The sequence below is a fragment of the Streptomyces sp. NPDC006691 genome, from assembly GCF_042869955.1.
Classification (GTDB): Bacteria; Actinomycetota; Actinomycetes; order Streptomycetales; family Streptomycetaceae; genus Streptomyces.
In genome coordinates this window covers 378,266-396,507 of record NZ_JBIAGW010000003.1, presented here as the reverse complement: position 1 = coordinate 396,507, position 18,242 = coordinate 378,266, and the positions used below count along the sequence as shown (strand labels likewise).

Genomic DNA, 18,242 nt, shown 5'->3' with positions numbered 1-18,242 from the left:
TCGCTCGGTCTGGACCCCATTACGTGCACGAACGAGAAACTCGGGCCATTGATCGACCTGGGCCGCTGCACCCCCGACACCGCCCGCCGGCTGGCTTCCGTTCTGCCCGGCCCTGCGGCGGAAAAGCCGTGAGCCTTTCCCTGCCCGTGGGTGCGTACGCCGTCGACACGGGCAGCGGCAAGGTGGGCCGGGTCATGGGCCGGGCGGGCCCGTACCTGTTGCTGCGGCCCTATGGCGGGGGCCGGGAGTGGGAGTGTCTGCCGGAGGTGGTGCGGGCCGCCACCACCGTGGAGTGGCTGCGGGCGGCGACGGCGTACGCCAACGCGCGCAGCCGGGGCGAGGTGCTCTGAGCCGTGGCACTCCCCGGGTGGCGGCGTTACTCCCGGGGGAGTAACGGGGGCGGCCGGGACACCCGGGGGCGTACGGACGATCTCGGTCGTGGGCGGGACGGATCCCGCCCGTTCCGGCGGGACGCTGGACGCAGCCGGGCAGGCCGCAGGGGCCCTTCCGAAACGTCCGGCCGGAGGGGGCCCGCCGTGGGGTCAGGGATACCAGGAGCGACCAGCACGTCAACCACCTTGCGCCGCAAGGCAGTTCCGTGGGGCGCGCTCGCGCTCTGGATCATCGTGCTCGCCGTCGCCGGGTCGTTCGCGGGCAGGCTCGGTGACGTACAGCGGGACCAGACCGCCGACTACCTGCCGGCCGGAGCCGACTCCACCCAGGTGGCCAAGCTCCAGGACAAACTGCCCGGCGGCGAGATCACCGGCCTCGTCCTCGTCTACCACCGCGACGGCGGCCTGAGCGCCGCCGACCGGGCCGCCGCCGCCCGGCAGGTGGACGCGGTGACCGTCGCGCCCGGCACTTCGGCCGCGAAGCCCGTGGGCGAGCTCGGCGCGGCGACCGACCCCAAGGACTTCGCAGCCGTACGCAACGGGCCCGGCGTCACCTCCAGGGACGGCGCCACCCTCATGTACGCGCTCTCCACGGCCGCGCCGGGCAAGGACGACGACGCGAAGAAGGCTTTCGTCGAGGCGGTGCGCGAGCGGGCCGCCGACACGGACGGCATGAGCGTGAAGGTCGGCGGGGACGGCGCGCTCGCCGTCGACGCGCGCGGCGTGTTCGGCTCCCTCGACGGGACGCTGATGCTGGCCACCGGCCTCGTCGTCGCACTCCTCCTCATCCTCACCTACCGCAGCCCCGTGCTGTGGCTGGTGCCGCTGCTCGTGGTCGGCGCGGGCGCGGTGAGCGCGCGGGCCGCCGTGTACGGGCTCGCGTCCTGGACCGGGATCACCGTCACCAGCCAGAGCGCCGGGATCATGACCGTGCTGGTCTTCGGCGCGGGCACCGACTACGCGCTCCTCCTCGTCGCCCGCTACCGCGACGAACTGCGCCGCACCCCGCTCCCGTACGACGCGATGCGTACCGCGCTGCGCGGCTGCGGACCCGCGCTGCTCGCCTCGTCCGGCACGGTCGTCGCCGGTCTGATCTGCCTGCTCGCCGCCGACCTCAACAACATCAGGGGGCTCGGACCGGTCGGCGCGGTCGGGGTGGTCTGCGCGCTCGTCGCGATGCTGACCCTGCTGCCCGCGATCCTGGTGCTGCTCGGCCGACGCGTGTTCTGGCCGTTGATCCCGGCGTACGGCAGCGAACCGAAGCGGCGTCGCCGGGACCTGTTCGCTGCCATGGGTGGCTCGGCCGCCAAGCGCCCGACTGCCGTACTGCTCACGGGAGTTGTCCTGCTCGGCGCCCTCGCGCTCGGCACGTTCAACCTGCCCGGCCCGCTCAAGCAGGAGGACAGCTACACCACCAAACCCGACTCGACCGTCGCCATGGGCACCCTCGCCACCGCCTTCCCCGACCGCAGCAGCCGGCCCATCGAGGTCATGACCCCGACCGGCCGCGCCGGCCAGGCGCTCGCCGACGCCCGCGCCGTCGACGGCGTCGCGAGCGCCGCACGCGGCCGCAGCGGCGGCGGCTGGACCGAGATCGCCGTCACCGCGCAGGCCGCCCCCGAATCGGCGGGCGAGAGCGCCACCATCGAGCGGCTGCGCGACCGGCTGCCCGGCGCCCACGTCGGCGGCGCCAGCGCCCAGGCCCTCGACCTGGCCGACACCAACTCCCACGACCGGCTCGTCGTCATCCCGCTCGTCCTCGGCTGCGTCCTGCTGGTCCTCGCGCTGCTGCTGCGCAGCCTCGTCGCCCCGCTGCTGCTCGTGGCCGCGGTCGTGTTGGTGTGGGGCGCGGCCATGGGCATCGGCGGCCTCGTCTTCGGGCCGGTCCTCGGCTTCGCCGGGCTCGACCCGGGGCTTCCCCTGCTGACGTTCGTCTTCCTCGTCGCCCTCGGCGTGGACTACGGCATCTTCCTGATGCACCGCACCCGCGAGGAGACCCTGCGCGGCGCCGGGCCGCGCGAGGCCACGCTGACCGCGCTGCGGACCACCGGCGGCGTGATCGCCTCCGCGGGCATCGTGCTCGCCGCGACCTTCGCGGTGCTCGCCTCGCTGCCGCTCGTCATGTTCGTCGAACTCGGCACGATCATCGCCGTCGGAGTGCTCCTGGACACCTTTTTCGTCCGCACCTACCTGGTGACCAGCGCCAACCTGCTGCTCGGCCGTCTGGTGTGGTGGCCGGGCCGCCTCTCGCGCACCCCGCGGGCGTCCGCCGAACCGCCGCCGGAACTGGTCGGCACCGGCCGGTGAGGGCGAGGATGGCAAGGGTGAGGGCGAGGATGGCAAGGGGGAGCAGGGCAGGGGCGAGCAGGGCGGGAGCGAGCACGGCAAGGGTGAGCAGGGCGGGAGCGAGCACGGCAAGGGTGAGCAGGGCGAGGGCGAGCACGGCAAGGGCGAGCACGGCAAGGGTGAGCAGGGCGAGGGCGAGCACGGCAAGGGCGAGCAGGACAAGGGTGAGCACGGCAAGGGCGAGGATGGCAGGGTGGCAGACGTGAACCGACCGACCGGCCCGGGGCTGCCGGGCCTGGGGGAGCGCGCGGCGGCACTGCTGCTCCGCGCCCCCGGGGACAGCGCGCACCCGCTGCGCGCGGACGCGGCCCTCGCCTTCGGCGCCGGTCTGCTCGGCGCGGCCATCGCCTACGCCGACACCGCGCTGCGGCCCAGTGCGCTCGGCTGGACGCTGTTCGCCGCGGCCACGCTCGCCCTCGTCTGGCGGCGCCGCCACCCGATGGCGGTGCTCGCCGCGATCGTGGCCTGCATCGCCCCGTACCAACTGCTCAACAACGCCCACATGGGGACCATGCCGATCGCGATGACCGCCCTGTACACGGTCGCCGCGACCGGCACGGTCCGGCGGACCGCGACCGTCGGCGCGGGCGTGGTGGCCGTCGCGGTCACCGGCATGTCGTTCAACGGCATCCACCGGGCCTTCGACCTGTTCCGCACCTCCGGCTGGCTGGTGGCCGCGCTCGTCTTCGGCGTCGCCGTGCACAACTCCCGCGCCTACCTCGCCGAACAGCGGGCCGCCGCCGCCCGCGAGACCGAACGCGAACTCACCGAGGAACGCCTGCGCATCGCCCGCGACCTGCACGACCTCCTCGCCCACAGCATCACCCTGATCGGGGTGCGCACCTCGGTCGCCGCCCACGTCCTGACCGCGTCCCCCGACCGGCTCGACCGGGCGGCGGTCGCGGCCGCCCTGGACTCCATCGCCGACACCTGCCGCGAGGCCCGCGCCGAACTGCGCACGACCCTGACCGTGCTGCGCGCCGACGACCACGGCCCCCTGTCCGACGAGCACGGCCCGCTGCCCGACCTCGACGCGCTGCCCGACCTGGTCCGCAGCGCCGGTGCCGAGCTGACCGTGGCCACCGGGGACACGCATGTGCCGCCCGCCGTGGGGGCCGCGGCCTATCGGATCGTCCAGGAGTCCCTGACCAACGCGGTCCGTCACGCGGGACCCGACGCCACGGTCCGGGTCCGCGTCGAGATGGGCGCGGGGCCCTCGGTGCGGGTCACCGTGACCGACGACGGGCGCGGTGGGGACGGGCGGGGCGGCGGCCCGGCCGGGGGAGGCTTCGGCATCCTCGGGATGCGTGAGCGGGCCCGCAGCGTGGGCGGCACCCTGGAGGCGGGGCCGCGCCCGGACGGCGGCTTCCGGGTCGCCGCGGAGCTGCCGCTCGTGCCGGGTGCCACCGGCGGCCGGGCGGCCGGGGACCGGACAGGGGAGAACTGCCCCGGCGGGAGCCGCCCCGCAGGGAGCCACTCCGCAGGGAGCCGCCCCGCAGGGAGCCACTCCGTAGGGAGCCACTCCGTGGAGAGGACCGCATGACCGCCGCCGCCGTGCCGGAGCAGGCCCCCATCCGGGTGCTGCTCGCCGACGACCAGACCCTCGTACGCTCGGCCTTCGCGATGCTGGTCGAGTCGGCGCCCGACATGATCGTCGTCGGCGAGGCCGGTACCGGTGCGCACGCCGTGGAGCTCGCCCATACGTCCCGGGCCGACGTCGTCGTCATGGACCTGCGGATGCCCGGCACCGACGGCATCGAGGCGACCCGCCGGATCGCCGCCGCCGAGGACCTCGCCGGGGTGAAGGTGCTCGTCCTGACGACGTACGACACCGACGAGAACGTACTGGCGGCGCTACGGGCCGGGGCCTCCGGATTCCTGGTCAAGGACACCCGTCCGGCCGAACTCCTCGACGCGATCCGCACGGTGGCGGGCGGCGAGGCGCTGCTCTCGCCCGGCCCGACGGCAAGCCTGATCGCCCGCGTACTGCGTGCCCCCGGCCCCGCCACGGGCGCCGGCCCGGCCACGCTCGACGCTCTCACCTCCCTCTCCCACCGGGAACGAGAGGTCCTCACCCTGGTGGCACGGGGCCTCAACAACACCGAGATCGCCGACGCCCTCGCCCTGAGCCCGCTCACCGCGAAGACCCACGTGAGCCGGATCATGGGCAAGTGCGGGGTACGCGACCGGGCCCAGCTGGTGATCCTCGCGTACGAATCGGGGCTGGTGGTGCCGGGGGCCTGAGGGGTCGGCCGGGGCTGGTGGTGCCGGGGGCCTGAGGGGTCGGCCGGGGCTGGTGGTGCCGGGGGCCTGACGGGTTGGCCGGGGCTCGGGGTGCTGGACGCCCGAGGGTCAGTCGCGCCCCGGGGCATCCGTGCCGGCGGGCTGGATCAGGGAGTCGTCCGAGGGCCGCGAGGGCCGCGCCTTGGAGGCACCCTTGGCCGGATCCGAGGCGGCCGGCAGCGGGGCGAGCTCGGTGCCGTTCCAGCGCAGGGTCGTGGCGGACTCGCGGTTGCGGCCACCCGCCGGTTCCGTGACCACGAGATCCGTGCCGAGCGTCGCGGCACTCGTCCCGGGCCGTCCCGCGTACTCAAGCACGGCGTGCGCACGCTCCCCGACGGCGGTGTACACCCACAGGATGGTGCGGCCCAAGTCGTCGTAGGCCAGCACCAGTTCACGCTTTCCGTCGCCGGTGAGATCGGCGTACGCGGGTGGCCGCAGCCGGCACGAGGGGCCGTCGGGGCACTCCTTCAGACCGCTCTGCACGGTTCGGTCCGTGGCGGGGTCCGCGGCCAGCAGCCGCACCCCCTGCACCTGCGTCAGATCCCCGCCCGGCACGGTCACCCCCGGCACGGGCCCGCGCGCACGGAACCCCTGGCCGGGCTTGGTGGGCGTGACGGCGGCGGTGTGGTCGGGCCAGAGCGGGGAGGCGGTCGCCGAAGCGGAAGGCGTGGGTGCGGGCCCGTCGTCCCGCACCCCCTCGCCCGCCGAACACCCCGCGAGCGCCAGCACGGCGAGCGCGTAACCCGCGGCGCGGGCGTGGCGGGCGGGCGTGGGCAGCGGCATTCCGGTCCGTCCAGGGGGCGAAGTCATCGGCAGGCGAAGCCCTGCCACAGGACAAGAGGGTCCTGCTGCCGCAATGGTGCCCTATCCCTCTGTGCGTACCCCGGGAATGAGGAGTGCGTGCGGTGTGGGGGAGGGGTGGAGCACTTGAGGAGCAAGGGGGGAGGGAGGCGGGGTGATCCCTGCCACGTGGCTCCGCGGGGGTGGGGCGGGGGTGCGTTGCTCGGCCCCGGACCGTGGGTGGCTCTCGCACAGTTCCCCGCGCCCCTGTCTTCGGCCTCGCACCGCGCGTCGCTGCTCGCGCAGTTCCCCGCGCCCCCAGGTGTACTGGCGCCGGCCAGGACGAGCATCTTCAGCCCGTCCGGCTGGTCGGTGCCGGCCCGCGTGAGATGCATGCCGGCCCGTGATTGGGAGCCCTGGCCCATAAGGTCTTGGGAGCTTGAGGACGAGCGCCCTTCAGACGCGGCCGGGGGCGCAGAGGGAGGGGCCCCGCCACTACGGGGCGACCGGGCGCTCCGACGACCAGAAGTCGGACCGCACCCGCGGCTTCAGGTCTTCCCCCTTCGGACCGCCGGGCTCTCCAGGCGCGCCCTTGGGATAGGTCATGGGCGCGTCCTCGGCGCAGCTGTACCCGGCGCTGACGTGGACGTTCCCGATGGTGCCGACCGCCAGAGCCACCGTGAAGCCGTCGGAGCTCCTGCCGCGGATCGCAGGCATGCCCGGATCGGGTGTCACGCTCTGGATCGTGAAGCCGTGCTGCTCCCAGTAGCGCTGGACGGCCCCCAGCAGGTTGCCGCGGCGCCGCGCGGAGATCACTGTGAGGACGTGCCGGGTGCGGTTGATGCTGGTGGCCCCCGTGGGGCGGTTCAGCCCGTTGGTGCAGGCCTCTTTCATCGGGTACCCGTACGACCACGTCACGGCCGGCTGGATCGCCGCCATCGTGCCGTCCAGAATCGCCTCCGCCCGCTCGCCCGCCTGCTGCATGTCCACCGCAGGCCTCCTCTTCTCCTTCTCCCGGCCCTGCTCCCCGCCGCCCCCGCACGCCGCGAGCACCGCGGCCACCAGCACACAACCCAGCGCTCGCACCGCCCTGCATCTCATCGCGGAGCCACCGCCGTGACCTTGTCGCCGTGACCGGTGACGACGCTCGCGATGCTGCTCAGGGAATCGCCGCCGTCGGTCGGGTCGAGCGCGTCTTTGAGCCTGCCCTGCTGAGCGGCGAAATCCTCCTCCACCAGGCCGGCCAGTGAACGCAAAGCCCCATGCGTCCCGCCTATCGGCGTCGACATACCGTTGTCCCACCCCCTGGCCATCCGGCCTGGAATTCGCCATGCCGTGAGCGCCACAGATTAGTGATCAGGAGGCTCGTCGGCATGAGTACTGCTACTCATGACCGGACATTGCCGTGGAGCCCGGGCCGGGTCCCCAGGGGGTGCGCCGGGGCCCGTGCGGCGTGCAGGACAATGGGCACATGAGTCTGTTCCGTGATGACGGCATCGTGCTGCGCACCCAGAAGCTGGGTGAGGCGGACCGCATCATCACGCTGCTCACCCGCAACCACGGACGGGTACGGGCCGTGGCCCGCGGCGTACGGCGCACCAAGTCCAAGTTCGGGGCGCGGCTCGAACCGTTCAGCCACGTCGACGTGCAGTTCTTCGCGCGCGGCAGCGAACTGGTCGGCCGCGGGCTCCCGTTGTGCACCCAGAGTGAGACCATCGCTCCGTACGGTGGCGGCATCGTCAGCGACTACGCCCGCTACACCGCCGGCACCGCCATGCTGGAGACGGCCGAGCGGTTCACCGACAACGAGGGCGAACCGGCCGTCCAGCAGTACCTGCTCCTCGTCGGCGGCCTGCGCACCCTCGCCCGCGCCGAGCACGCCCCGCACCTCATCCTCGACGCCTTCCTGCTGCGCTCGCTCGCCGTGAACGGGTACGCCCCGAGTTTCGAGGACTGCGCGAAATGCGGCATCCACGGCCCCAACCGGTTCTTCTCCGTCGCGGGCGGCGGCGTCATATGCGGTGACTGCCGCGTCCCCGGCAGCGTCGTACCCTCTGCGGAGGCCATCGGCCTGCTCAGTGCGCTGCTCACGGGGGACTGGGAGACCGCGGACGCGAGCGAGCCGAGGCATGTGCGGGAGGGCAGCGGGCTCGTATCGGCCTATCTGCACTGGCACTTGGAGCGCGGCCTGCGCTCCTTGCGGTACGTAGAGAAGAACTGAGCAGCACCAGAGCATCTAGGGAGAGAGCTCCACATGGCAGTACGCGGAATCCTGGGCGGGCGGTCGAGGCGCGACTACAAGACCCCCGAGCCGCACCCCTCGGGCGCGGTGCCGCCGAAGATCCCGGCCGAGCTGGTGCCGAACCATGTCGCCTGCGTCATGGACGGCAACGGCCGCTGGGCCAAGGAGCGCGGGCTGCCCCGCACCGAGGGCCACAAGGTCGGCGAGGGCGTCGTCCTCGACGTGCTCAAGGGCTGCCTGGAGATGGGCGTCAAGAACCTCTCCCTGTACGCCTTCTCCACCGAGAACTGGAAGCGCTCGCCCGAAGAGGTCCGCTTCCTGATGAACTTCAACCGCGACGTCATCCGGCGCCGCCGCGACGAGATGAACGACCTGGGCATCCGCATCCGTTGGGTGGGCCGCATGCCCAAGATGTGGAAGTCGGTCGTCCAGGAGCTCCAGGTCGCCCAGGAGCAGACCGTCGACAACGACGCGATGACGCTGTACTTCTGCGTCAACTACGGCGGCCGGGCCGAACTCGCCGACGCGGCGCAGGCCATCGCGCGCGATGTCGCCGCGGGCAAGCTCGACCCGTCGAAGGTCAACGAGAAGACCTTCGCGAAGTACCTGTACTACCCCGACATGCCGGACGTCGACCTGTTCCTGCGGCCCAGCGGCGAGCAGCGCACCTCCAACTACCTGATCTGGCAGTCCAGTTACGCCGAGATGGTCTTCCAGGACGTGCTGTGGCCCGACTTCGACCGGCGTGACCTGTGGCGGGCCTGCCTCGAATTCGCCTCCCGCGACCGGCGGTTCGGCGGCGCCATCCCGAACGAGGCGCTGGCCGCGCTGGACAAGTCGGGCGACCTCCCCCGCCCGTGAGCCCCGGGCTCCGGGGGGTTTGCCCACCCGCCCGCCCGTTGCCCGGGGTTGGCTGGTTCAGGCCCCTGGGGCTCCGCCCCAGACCCCGGGAGTCGCCCCGCCCCGCCCCTTCCCGCAACCCTCCGGGGGGAAGGGACCCTGGGGGCTCCGCCCCCGCACCCCCGTTCGTGCCTGAACGGCGCTCGTCCTCAATCTCCCCCAAGGCCTTAAGGGCCAGGGGGGACCCCCATGACGGGCTGTAGGTGCCCCAGCACCGAGGCATCGAGGGGCGCGGGGAACTGCGCGAGCAACCACGCACGGTGGACGGATGAAAACGGGGTCAGGGGCGCGGGGAACTGCGCGACCAGCCACGCACGGGCCGCGGGCAAAAGAGGAGAGGCCCGCGCGCGCAGCGCCGGGCCCCAGGCGGGCGGCCCCCAGGCCAACGAGGAGCTGGGGCTGGCCCCGGGCAAACGGGAGGGGTGGGGCGGCCCCAAGGGAAGCGGGGCAGGGCCCAGCAAACGCGGGGCCCGGGTTGGGCGCTAGGGCGCTGGAGAGGCAGCGCAGGACTCGCACGTGCCGAAGATCTCCACCGTGTGCGCCACGTTCACATACCCGTGCTGCGACGCGATCGACTCCGCCCACTTCTCGACCGCCGGCCCCTCCACCTCGACCGCCTTGCCGCACACCCGGCACACCAGATGATGGTGGTGGTCGCCCGACGAGCAGCGCCGGTACACCGACTCCCCGTCGCTGGTGCGCAGCACATCGACCTCGCCCGCGTCCGCGAGGGACTGGAGCGTGCGGTAGACGGTGGTCAGGCCCACCGAGTCGCCCCGGTGCTTGAGCATGTCGTGCAACTCCTGCGCGCTGCGGAACTCGTCCACCTCGTCGAGCGCCGCCGCCACCGCGGCACGCTGCCGGGTCGACCGGCCTCGTACGGGGGCGGTATTCGACCCGCCGAGTGGCGCTGTCGTCACAGGTGCCTCCAAGCCTTGACCCGTACAAACCTTCCTCGGGCCATTGTGCCAGCTCCCGCTCGGGCCGTGACCTAGCCGGCCTGAGGCTTTGCCGGGGCGGGGACGGCGGCGGGGGCCGGGGCGGGGACAGTGGCGGGGGCGGCGGAGGCCGGGGCCGCGGAGGCCGGGGCGGGGACGTCCAGCCCGCACTCGCCCTCGGCCGGCGCGGCCGCCCCGGCCCGGGCCCGCCGTTTGGCCAGGGGGGTGGCCAGCGCGGTCAGGACAATGAAGATCGCGATCGTGAAGAGCACGATGACGGCGCCGGGCGGCACGTCCTCGTAGTACGTGACGACCGTGCCGCTCAGCGTCACCGTCACGCCGATCGCCACCGCGATCGCGAAGGTCAGGGCGAAGCTGCGGGACAGCTGCTGGGCGGCCGCGACCGGCACCACCATCAGGGCGGAGACCAGGAGCAGACCGACCACCCGCATGGCCACGGTCACCGTGACCGCCGCCGTGACCGCCGTCAGGAGGTTCAGGGCGCGCACCGGCAGACCCGTCACCCGGGCGAATTCCTCGTCCTGGCTGACCGCGAACAGCTGGCGGCGCAGGCCGACGGTCACGACGAGGACGAAGGCTGCCAGGAGGCCGATGGCCCAGACGTCGGACTGCGAGACGGTGGAGAGGGAGCCGAAGAGGTAGGAGTTGAGGTTGGCGGTGGAGCCGCCCGGCGCGAGGTTGATGAAGAGCACCCCGCCCGCCATGCCGCCGTAGAAGAGCATGGCCAGCGCGATGTCGCCGCGCGTCTTGCCGTACCAGCGGATCAGCTCCATCGTGACCGCGCCGAGTACGGAGATCAGCGTGGCCATCCACACCGGCGAGGTCGAGAGCAGGAAGCCGAGGCCGACGCCGGTCATCGCCACGTGGCCGATGCCGTCGCCCATCAGGGCCTGGCGGCGCTGGACGAGGTAGATCCCGACGGCGGGAGCGGTGATCCCGACGAGCACCGCGGCGATCAACGCCCGTTGCATGAAAGGGGAGTTCAGGATTTCCATCATGGTCAGGTCAGCAGTCCCGTGCGTACCGGCTCGGCGGCCGTGTGCGGATGTACGTGGTCGTGGCCGGGCAGCGCGTGCTGGCCGACAGCCCTCGGCGGTGGCCCGTCGTGCACGACGCAGCCGTCGCGCAGCACCACCGCCCGGTCGATCAGCGGCTCAAGCGGGCCGAGCTCGTGCAGCACGAGCAGCACCGAGGCGCCGGCCGCGACCTGCTCGCGCAGGGTCGCCGCGAGGATCTCCTGGCTCTCGATGTCGACGCCCGCCATCGGCTCGTCCATGATCAGGAGTTCGGGCTCGGCCGCCAACGCCCGTGCGATCAGGACGCGTTGGTGCTGGCCGCCGGAGAGTGCGTCCACGGAGTCCTTGGCCCGGTCGGCGAGGCCGACGGCCGCGATCGCCCGGTCGACGGCCTCGCGGTCGGCCTTGCGCAGGATCCCGAAGCGGGTGCGTGAGAGGCGCCCGGAGGAGACGACCTCGCGGATCGTGGCCGGGACGCCGCCCGCGGCGGTGGTGCGCTGCGGTACGTACCCGACCCGGCCCCAGGCGCGGAAGCGGCGCCGCGGGGTGCCGAAGATCTCGACCGTGCCCCCGCTGGGCGGCACCTGCCCGATGATCGTGCGGATCGCGGTGGACTTGCCCGAGCCGTTGGCGCCGAGCAGCGCGACGACCTCGCCGCGGTGCACGGCCAGGTCGATGCCGCGCAGGACGGGGCGCGATCCGAGCTCGGCCGTCACCTTGGTGAGCGTTATGACGGGCTCCATGGCAGGTGCCTCCAAAGCGGGTGGGCGGGGGGTCGGTTGCGGGTGCCGGGCGCTCAAGTCGGCTGGTCCGGCGTCCACTCGGTGCCGAGCGCTCAAGTCGGCTGTTCCGGTGGTCACTTGGTACCGGGCGCTCAAGTCGGACGGCTCGGTGGGCACTTGGTGCCGGGCGCTCAAGTCGCCTGGTCCGGTGGTCACTTGGTGCCGAGCGCCGTGGTCAGGGCGGTCAGGTTGGACCGCATCACCGAGAAGTAGTCGGTGCCCTTCGACCGGTCGGTGATCCCTTCGAGGGGGTCGAGCACATCGGTCCTGAGCGAGGTGTCCGACGCCAGGGTCTTGGCGGTCTTGTCGCTGACCAGCGTCTCGTAGAAGACGGTCGTGACGCCGTCGGCCTTCGCCATCTTCTGGAGGTCCTTGATCCGCGCCGGGCTCGGCTCGGAGTCCGGGTCGAGGCCGTTGATGGCCTCCTCGGTCAGCCCGTAGCGCTCGGCGAGGTAGCCGAAGGCGGCGTGGGTGGTGATGAAGACCTTCGCCTTGGTGTTCTTCAGCGCGGCCGCGTACTCCTTGTCGAGGCCGCCGAGCTTGCCGACCAGGGTGTCGGTGTTCTTGGCGTAGTCCGCCGCGTGGGCCGGGTCGGCCTTGGCGAGGGCCGCGCCGACGCCCTTGGCGACCTCGGCGTACTTCACCGGGTCCAGCCAGATGTGCGGGTCGTCGCCGCTCTCGGAGTGGGTGTGGCCGTGGCCGGCGTGGTCGTCCTCGCCGGCCGAGCCGGCCGCGTCGTCGTGGGCGGCCGCGTGCCCGCCGACCTCGTTGCCGTGCTTCTCCATCGCCGTCAGCGTCGAGGCGTCGACCTTCGTCTTGACGTCGGCCTGCTGGACGGCCGCGTCCACGGCCGGCTGGAGGCCCTTGAGGTAGACGACCGCGTCCGCGTCGTTGAGCTTCGCCGTCTGGCGCGCGCTGATCTCCAGGTCGTGCGGCTCGACGCCCGGCTTGGTGAGGCCGGTGACCGCGACGTGGTCGCCGCCGATCTGCTCGGTCAGGAATTGCAGGGGATAGAACGACGCCACCACGTCCAGCTTCCCGTCCTTCCGCTCCGTGGCGGAGCCCGAACCGCAGGCGGTGAGGGCGGTGAGGCCGAGGAGGGCGGCGCAGGACAAGGCGGCCGTGGGTATGAGGCGTCGTACGTTCATGACATCCATTTTCAACAAAGATGGAAACGATTGTCAATAATCAGTACGGGTGGACCCCTGCGCGGAGCCCCGGGCCGGAACCGATTTGATAGAGGGGGTGCGGCCGCCGGTAATCTGAGGCATTCGCCGTTCCCCCGTTCACGTCGTCGTTAATGAAGAGAGCACCGTGGCCGCCGACAAGATCGACACCATCGTCAACCTGAGCAAGCGCCGTGGCTTCGTCTACCCGTGCAGCGAGATCTACGGAGGCCAGCGGGCCGCCTGGGACTACGGGCCGCTGGGTGTCGAGCTGAAGGAGAACCTGAAGCGCCAGTGGTGGCGCTACATGGTCACCTCGCGCGAGGACGTCGTCGGCATCGACTCGTCGGTGATCCTGGCCTCCGAGGTCTGGGAGGCCTCCGGCCACGTCGCCACCTTCACCGACCCGCTCACCGAGTGCACCTCCTGCCACAAGCGCTTCCGCGCGGACCACCTCGAAGAGGCGTACGAGGAGAAGCACGGCAAGGCCCCCGTCAACGGCCTCGCCGACCTCAACTGCCCCAACTGCGGCAACAAGGGCACCTTCACCGAGCCCAAGAGCTTCTCCGGCCTGCTCTCCACCCACCTCGGCCCCACCCAGGACTCCGGCTCGGTCGCCTACCTGCGCCCCGAGACCGCCCAGGGCATCTTCACCAACTTCGGCCAGGTCCTTCAGACGTCCCGCAAGAAGCCGCCGTTCGGCATCGCGCAGATGGGCAAGTCCTTCCGCAACGAGATCACGCCCGGCAACTTCATCTTCCGCACCCGCGAGTTCGAGCAGATGGAGATGGAGTTCTTCGTCAAGCCCGGCGAGGACGAGCAGTGGCAGGAATACTGGATGGAGCAGCGCTGGAACTGGTACACCGGTCTCGGCCTGCGTGAAGAGAACATGCGCTGGTACGAGCACCCGGCGGAGAAGCTCTCCCACTACTCCAAGCGCACCGCCGACATCGAGTACCGCTTCAGCTTCGGCGGCAGCGAATGGGGCGAGCTCGAAGGCGTCGCCAACCGCACCGACTACGACCTCAACGCCCACTCCAAGGCCTCCGGCCACGACCTGGCCTACTTCGACCAGGAAGCCGGCGAGCGCTGGACGCCGTACGTCATCGAGCCCGCGGCCGGTGTCGGCCGCGCGATGCTGGCGTTCCTGCTCGACGCCTACAGCGAGGACGAGGCACCCAACGCCAAGGGCGTCATGGAAAAGCGCGCCGTGATGCGCCTCGACCCGCGCCTGGCGCCGGTCAAGGTCGCCGTCCTGCCGCTGTCCCGCAACGCCCAGCTCTCCCCGAAGGCCAAGGGCCTCGCGGCCGACCTGCGGCAGAACTGGAACATCGAGTTCGACGACGCCGGTGCGATCGGGCGCCGCTACCGCCGCCAGGACGAGATCGGCACCCCGTTCTGCGTCACCGTCGACTTCGACACCCTCGACGACAACGCGGTGACCGTGCGCGAGCGCGACACCATGGCCCAGGAGCGGGTCTCCCTGGACCAGATCCAGCAGTACCTCGGCAGCCGACTGCTCGGCTGCTGAAGGGAGTTGGGGCGCCGGGGGTTCCCGCCCCCGCACCCCCGCACCCCCGCACCCCCGCACCCCCGCACCCCCGCACTTCGGCCGCGGGCCGTGCGTGACCGGCCGCGCAGCTCCCCGCGCGCCCCAGCGGAACGGCGAAGCCCCGGGATCCACCAGGAACCCGGGGCTTCCCCCTTGGCCGGTAACGGCATCCGACCCTTTGGCCGGCACGGGCATCTGCCCCTTTGGCTGGCACGGGCATCAGGCCCTTTGGCCGGCACGGGCATCTGCCCCTTTGGCCGGCACGGGCATCAGGCCCTTTGGCCGGCACGGGCATCAGGGCTTCCGCAGCGCAACCACCGCGCAGGTCACCGCCATCGGCAGCTCCGCCGCCAGGGCCAGGGTCAAGGCCGTGGCAAGTTCCGAGCCCGGCGCGGCAGTTGTCACGTCGAACCACGCGTCGACCAGCAGCACCGCCGCCGTCGCCGCGGCCACCTGCGCGGCGCGCGGATCGTTCCGCCGCAACAGCACCCCCGTACCGGTCAGACCCACCGCGAGCAGCGCGTCCAGACCCACCCACGCCGTCGACCAGTTGGACACCTGCGTCGTCTGCGGAAGCGTCCTGGCCAGCACCACCATCCACGGCACCAGCGCAAGACCGGCCCCCGTCAGGACCGTCGCCAGGCGCGGACGACGCAAGGCCCCCGCGGCACCCACGACGGCACGGGGCGAACGGCTCGTACGGACCTGAGGGGCGACGAGAGTCATGGCGGCGGGCTCCTTCTCCGGCCCGGCGGACCCTCCGCCCGAGCACAGTGACAACCCTCGCCCGCCGGGCCGCCCAGGTCAGTAACGCGGCTGTCCGAACCCGGGGTGGTGCCAGCTATACCCCCCACCTGGCACCACCATGATGGCAACGCCCTGACCAGCCCAACTACCCTGTGCGCATGGCAACTCCCGGCCCGCTGCGGCGCGCGTACCACTGGACCGCCGCGCACGCGCCGTGGTCGGCGTGGGCCTGGCGCAACACCGCCCTCGTGGCCGCGTCCATACCCGTGGCGGTCCCCGCGGTGCTCGCCCTCGGCTACACGTTCTCCAACCTCGGGCACCTCCTCAAGACCCTCGGCTTCGTCCTCCTGCTGCGCCCCCTGCTCACCACCCTCCAGCGCGGCCGCCTCTGGTCGCTGGCCGGGCTCGACATCCCGAAGATTCCCTGGGCCCACCGCTGGTACCACCCGCACGGAATCCTGCCCCGGCTACGCGCCGAGTCGACCTGGCGGCAGTACGGCTACCACCTGCTCGTCTCCCCGCTCACCGCACTCGGCGGCGCTCTCGTCGTCCTCGGCTGGGCCGCGGGCGCCGGCTGCACCCTTGTCTACTCCTGGGTGTGGGCACTGCCCGAGGACTACCGGCCGCCCGGCTGGACGGAGCAGTACACCGCCTTCACCGTCCTCGGCGTCGTCCTGCTCATCGCGACACCCTGGATCGCGGCCCTCGTCGCCCACTTCGACAACCGGGCCGCCACCGTCCTGCTCGGCCCCAACCGGGCCAAGGAACTCGAACGCCGCGTCGAGGACCTCGCCGAGAGCCGCGCCGACATCCTCGACGCCGCCGACCTGGAGCGCCGCCGCATCGAACGCGACCTCCACGACGGCGCCCAACAACGCCTCGTCTCCCTCGCCATGAACCTCGGCATCGCCCGCGCCACCCTCACCGACCTGCCGCCCGAAGCCCGGGCCGTCATCGACGAGGCCCACCGCGAAGCCAAGGAAGCCATCGAGGAACTCAGCAACCTCGTACGCGGACTGCACCCCGCAGTCCTGGAGGACCGCGGCCTGGACGCCGCGATCTCCGGCATCGCCGCCCGCGCCCCCTTCCCCGTCGCACTCACCGTCGACCTCCCCCAGCGCCCCACCCCCACGGTCGAGGCCGTCGCCTACTTCGTCGTCTCCGAAACCCTCGCCAACGTCGCCAAGCACGCCCGCGCCACCCGCTGTTCCGTCCAGGTCATCCGCCGCGCCCAGCTCCTGACGATCACCGTCGGCGACAACGGCGTGGGCGGCGCCGACCCGGCCGGCGGCACCGGACTGCTCGGCCTGCGCAAGCGCGTAGGGTCGGTCGACGGAACCATCCGGATCAACAGCCCCCACGGGGGCCCGACCGTCATCACTGTGGAGCTGCCGTGCGGGCTGTGATCGCCGAGGATTCGGTACTGCTGCGGATAGGACTCGTCAAAGTCCTCGAAATGGCCGGCTTCGACGTCGCGGCCGAGACCGAGGACGCCGAAGGACTGCTGCGGGCCGTGGAAGAACACCGGCCCGGGCTCGCCCTCGTCGACGTCCGGATGCCCCCCGGATTCACCGACGAAGGCGTCCGCGCAGCTCTGATGATCCGTCAGCAATGGCCGGACACCGCCGTATTGCTCCTCTCCCAGTACGTCGAGGAGCGTTACGCCGCCGACCTGCTCGCCACCCAGACCGGCGGCATCGGCTACCTCCTCAAGCAACGCGTCGCCGACGTCGAGGAGTTCGTCGACGCCCTCAAACGCGTCGCCGCCGGAGGCACCGCCCTCGACCCGCAGGTCGTCGCCCAGCTGCTGCTGCGCCGAGGCGGCGGACCCGACCCGCTGGAACGCCTCACCCCGCGCGAACGCGAAGTCCTCGCCCTCATGGCCGAAGGGCGCTCCAACGCGGGAATCGCCGCCGAACTCGTCGTCAGCGAAAGCGCGGTGGCCAAGCACATCAACAACATCTTCGCCAAACTCGACCTGCCCGTCGCCGACGGCGACCACCGCCGCGTCCTCGCGGTCCTGCGCTTCCTGGACGGCGGCCCCGCGTGACCGCCACCGGGCAGCACGACGCCTCCGCCGAGCAGCACGACGCCTCCGCCGGGCAGCGCGGCACCGCAACCGGGCAGCAGGACGCCGCCGGGCGGCGCGCCACGAGCCGGCCCGAGCAGGCGCGCCCGCCGCGAGACACGGACGCGACGGACAAGACGAAAAGGACGGGGGACACGAACCGGGCGGGGGAGCGGCCGCGTCACCGCGGCGCCTGGATCGCCGTGGCGATCGCCGGCGCCCTGGGCATCGTGGTGCCGTGCGTCGTCTACACGGTGGCCGGTGCCATCAGCCGCACGGAGCGGTACGCGAGCCCCGACAACGGCCGTGCCCACCCCGTCACGGCCGTCGAAGTGGACGCCGGAGTCTCCGCGATCACCGTCACCAGCGGCCCCGTCGGACACGTCACCGTCAACGGCCGTCTCACCTGGGCGATGAAACGGCCCGTCGTCGAGCAGACCTGGGACGGCGACACCCTCAAGCTGAAGACCCGCTGCACCGGATTCGTGGACCGCTACCTCCAGAACTGCCAGGTCGACCTCGACCTCGCCGTCCCCGCAGGAGTCGGCCTCACCGTGCACAGCGGATCCGGCGAGACCACGGTCCGCGACCTGACCGGCCCCGTAGACCTGCACGGCGGCTCCGGCGGCATAAAACTGTACGGACTCAAGGGCCCGGTCAAGGCGAGCGTCGGCTCCGGCGAACTCCGGGCCGTCCAACTCGCCTCCCCCAACGCCTCGTTGGAGGCCGGATCCGGCACCATCGAAGCCGACTTCGCCACCGCGCCCCAGTACCTCAAGGCGCGCACCGGGTCCGGCAGCGTCGACCTCACCGTGCCCCAGGGTGCCCGCTACCGGGTGACCGGGCAGTCCGGCTCGGGCAGTCGCAGCGTCCAGGACGACCTGATCGACAAAGGCTCCGACCGCGTCATCGACGCGAACACCGGCTCCGGCTCGGTGAACATCGGCTACCCCGGCCACTGAGCCCGGCCGGCGACCGGAACGGCACGCCAGGACTCGGCGGACGGGCC

The 18,242-nt window shown here is 72.3% G+C and carries 18 protein-coding genes; 10 read left to right on the top strand and 8 right to left on the bottom strand.

Translation table 11 applies throughout. From position 1 onward, the window contains the following. Nucleotides 1-128 precede the first annotated feature (128 nt). The 4 genes from ACFYNP_RS08605 (at nucleotide 129) to ACFYNP_RS08590 (ending at nucleotide 4,982) form a co-directional block, all read left to right on the top strand. Nucleotides 129-350, top strand: a complete 222-nt coding sequence (locus ACFYNP_RS08605) for a hypothetical protein (RefSeq protein WP_161244629.1) — start codon at nucleotides 129-131, stop codon at nucleotides 348-350. Between the two features lie 228 nt (nucleotides 351-578). Beyond that, complete coding sequence (locus ACFYNP_RS08600; protein ID WP_388783822.1) at nucleotides 579-2,699, top strand: MMPL family transporter; 2,121 nt, start codon at nucleotides 579-581, stop codon at nucleotides 2,697-2,699. Between the two features lie 241 nt (nucleotides 2,700-2,940). Further along, nucleotides 2,941-4,281, top strand: a complete 1,341-nt coding sequence (locus ACFYNP_RS08595; protein WP_388783820.1) for a histidine kinase — start codon at nucleotides 2,941-2,943, stop codon at nucleotides 4,279-4,281. Further along, on the top strand, nucleotides 4,278-4,982 hold the full coding sequence (locus ACFYNP_RS08590) for a response regulator (protein ID WP_388783817.1): 705 nt from the start codon (nucleotides 4,278-4,280) through the stop codon (nucleotides 4,980-4,982). Before ACFYNP_RS08595 ends, ACFYNP_RS08590 begins: the two co-directional genes overlap by 4 nt. A gap of 108 nt (nucleotides 4,983-5,090) precedes the next feature. Here the strand turns inward: ACFYNP_RS08590 and ACFYNP_RS08585 are convergent, their stop codons facing one another. The 3 genes from ACFYNP_RS08585 to ACFYNP_RS08575 form a co-directional block, all read right to left on the bottom strand. Then, the gene (locus tag ACFYNP_RS08585; protein WP_388783815.1) at nucleotides 5,091-5,804 is read right to left on the bottom strand and encodes a hypothetical protein; all 714 of its coding nucleotides are present in this window, start codon (nucleotides 5,802-5,804) and stop codon (nucleotides 5,091-5,093) included. Between the two features lie 492 nt (nucleotides 5,805-6,296). Next, on the bottom strand, nucleotides 6,297-6,887 hold the full coding sequence (locus ACFYNP_RS08580; protein ID WP_388783812.1) for a hypothetical protein: 591 nt from the start codon (nucleotides 6,885-6,887) through the stop codon (nucleotides 6,297-6,299). A gap of 11 nt (nucleotides 6,888-6,898) precedes the next feature. Beyond that, nucleotides 6,899-7,090 (bottom strand): hypothetical protein, encoded by a 192-nt coding sequence (locus ACFYNP_RS08575; RefSeq protein ID WP_388783810.1) that lies wholly within the window; start codon nucleotides 7,088-7,090, stop codon nucleotides 6,899-6,901. Nucleotides 7,091-7,272: 182 nt separating this feature from the next. Between ACFYNP_RS08575 and recO the strand changes: the two genes are divergently transcribed. Both recO and ACFYNP_RS08565 read left to right on the top strand, forming a co-directional pair. Further along, complete coding sequence (recO, locus tag ACFYNP_RS08570) at nucleotides 7,273-8,022, top strand: DNA repair protein RecO (RefSeq protein WP_382593669.1); 750 nt, start codon at nucleotides 7,273-7,275, stop codon at nucleotides 8,020-8,022. Nucleotides 8,023-8,055: 33 nt separating this feature from the next. Further along, complete coding sequence (locus tag ACFYNP_RS08565) at nucleotides 8,056-8,904, top strand: isoprenyl transferase (protein ID WP_388783807.1); 849 nt, start codon at nucleotides 8,056-8,058, stop codon at nucleotides 8,902-8,904. A gap of 521 nt (nucleotides 8,905-9,425) precedes the next feature. Here the strand turns inward: ACFYNP_RS08565 and ACFYNP_RS08560 are convergent. The 4 genes from ACFYNP_RS08560 to ACFYNP_RS08545 all read right to left on the bottom strand — a co-directional run bounded on the left by ACFYNP_RS08560 (nucleotide 9,426) and on the right by ACFYNP_RS08545 (nucleotide 12,848). Further along, the gene (locus ACFYNP_RS08560; protein ID WP_100578319.1) at nucleotides 9,426-9,863 is read right to left on the bottom strand and encodes a Fur family transcriptional regulator; all 438 of its coding nucleotides are present in this window, start codon (nucleotides 9,861-9,863) and stop codon (nucleotides 9,426-9,428) included. A 71-nt stretch (nucleotides 9,864-9,934) separates the two neighbouring features. After that, a complete protein-coding gene (locus tag ACFYNP_RS08555; protein WP_388784304.1) occupies nucleotides 9,935-10,897 on the bottom strand; it encodes a metal ABC transporter permease in 963 nt (320 codons plus the stop codon). A 5-nt stretch (nucleotides 10,898-10,902) separates the two neighbouring features. Then, the gene (locus ACFYNP_RS08550) at nucleotides 10,903-11,661 is read right to left on the bottom strand and encodes a metal ABC transporter ATP-binding protein (RefSeq protein WP_388407645.1); all 759 of its coding nucleotides are present in this window, start codon (nucleotides 11,659-11,661) and stop codon (nucleotides 10,903-10,905) included. 191 nt (nucleotides 11,662-11,852) lie between these two features. Continuing rightward, nucleotides 11,853-12,848: a metal ABC transporter substrate-binding protein gene (locus tag ACFYNP_RS08545; RefSeq protein WP_388783804.1), complete on the bottom strand. Its 996-nt coding sequence runs from the start codon at nucleotides 12,846-12,848 to the stop codon at nucleotides 11,853-11,855. A 166-nt stretch (nucleotides 12,849-13,014) separates the two neighbouring features. On the opposite strand from ACFYNP_RS08545, the gene ACFYNP_RS08540 reads away from it, so the two are divergent. After that, entirely contained in the window at nucleotides 13,015-14,397 is a 1,383-nt protein-coding gene (locus ACFYNP_RS08540) for a glycine--tRNA ligase (protein WP_388407651.1), read from the top strand. Nucleotides 14,398-14,712: 315 nt separating this feature from the next. Here ACFYNP_RS08540 and ACFYNP_RS08535 read toward each other — a convergent pair whose 3' ends face one another. Next, a complete protein-coding gene (locus ACFYNP_RS08535; RefSeq protein WP_388783801.1) occupies nucleotides 14,713-15,144 on the bottom strand; it encodes a hypothetical protein in 432 nt (143 codons plus the stop codon). A gap of 179 nt (nucleotides 15,145-15,323) precedes the next feature. Here ACFYNP_RS08535 and ACFYNP_RS08530 point away from each other — a divergent pair, with 179 nt between their 5' ends. From ACFYNP_RS08530 to ACFYNP_RS08520, 3 genes are read left to right on the top strand one after another with little or no spacing between them, the layout of a single operon-like run. Next, entirely contained in the window at nucleotides 15,324-16,571 is a 1,248-nt protein-coding gene (locus tag ACFYNP_RS08530; RefSeq protein WP_388783798.1) for a histidine kinase, read from the top strand. Further along, nucleotides 16,559-17,215 (top strand): response regulator, encoded by a 657-nt coding sequence (locus ACFYNP_RS08525; protein ID WP_388407658.1) that lies wholly within the window; start codon nucleotides 16,559-16,561, stop codon nucleotides 17,213-17,215. The genes ACFYNP_RS08530 and ACFYNP_RS08525 overlap by 13 nt, the downstream gene beginning before the upstream one ends. After that, entirely contained in the window at nucleotides 17,212-18,195 is a 984-nt protein-coding gene (locus tag ACFYNP_RS08520; protein WP_388783795.1) for a DUF4097 domain-containing protein, read from the top strand. Before ACFYNP_RS08525 ends, ACFYNP_RS08520 begins: the two co-directional genes overlap by 4 nt. Nucleotides 18,196-18,242 lie beyond the last annotated feature (47 nt).

Bases quoted from the DNA above. Each gene is read 5' to 3' on its own strand.
- ACFYNP_RS08590 (WP_388783817.1), top strand. From the start codon at position 4,278: ATGACCGCCGCCGCCGTGCCGGAGCAGGCCCCCATCCGGGTGCTGCTC.
- ACFYNP_RS08585 (WP_388783815.1), bottom strand. From the start codon at position 5,804: ATGCCGCTGCCCACGCCCGCCCGCCACGCCCGCGCCGCGGGTTACGCG.
- ACFYNP_RS08575 (WP_388783810.1), bottom strand. From the start codon at position 7,090: ATGTCGACGCCGATAGGCGGGACGCATGGGGCTTTGCGTTCACTGGCC.
- recO (WP_382593669.1), top strand. From the start codon at position 7,273: ATGAGTCTGTTCCGTGATGACGGCATCGTGCTGCGCACCCAGAAGCTG.
- ACFYNP_RS08565 (WP_388783807.1), top strand. From the start codon at position 8,056: ATGGCAGTACGCGGAATCCTGGGCGGGCGGTCGAGGCGCGACTACAAG.
- ACFYNP_RS08555 (WP_388784304.1), bottom strand. From the start codon at position 10,897: ATGGAAATCCTGAACTCCCCTTTCATGCAACGGGCGTTGATCGCCGCG.
- ACFYNP_RS08550 (WP_388407645.1), bottom strand. From the start codon at position 11,661: ATGGAGCCCGTCATAACGCTCACCAAGGTGACGGCCGAGCTCGGATCG.
- ACFYNP_RS08545 (WP_388783804.1), bottom strand. From the start codon at position 12,848: ATGAACGTACGACGCCTCATACCCACGGCCGCCTTGTCCTGCGCCGCC.
- ACFYNP_RS08535 (WP_388783801.1), bottom strand. From the start codon at position 15,144: ATGACTCTCGTCGCCCCTCAGGTCCGTACGAGCCGTTCGCCCCGTGCC.
- ACFYNP_RS08530 (WP_388783798.1), top strand. From the start codon at position 15,324: ATGGCAACTCCCGGCCCGCTGCGGCGCGCGTACCACTGGACCGCCGCG.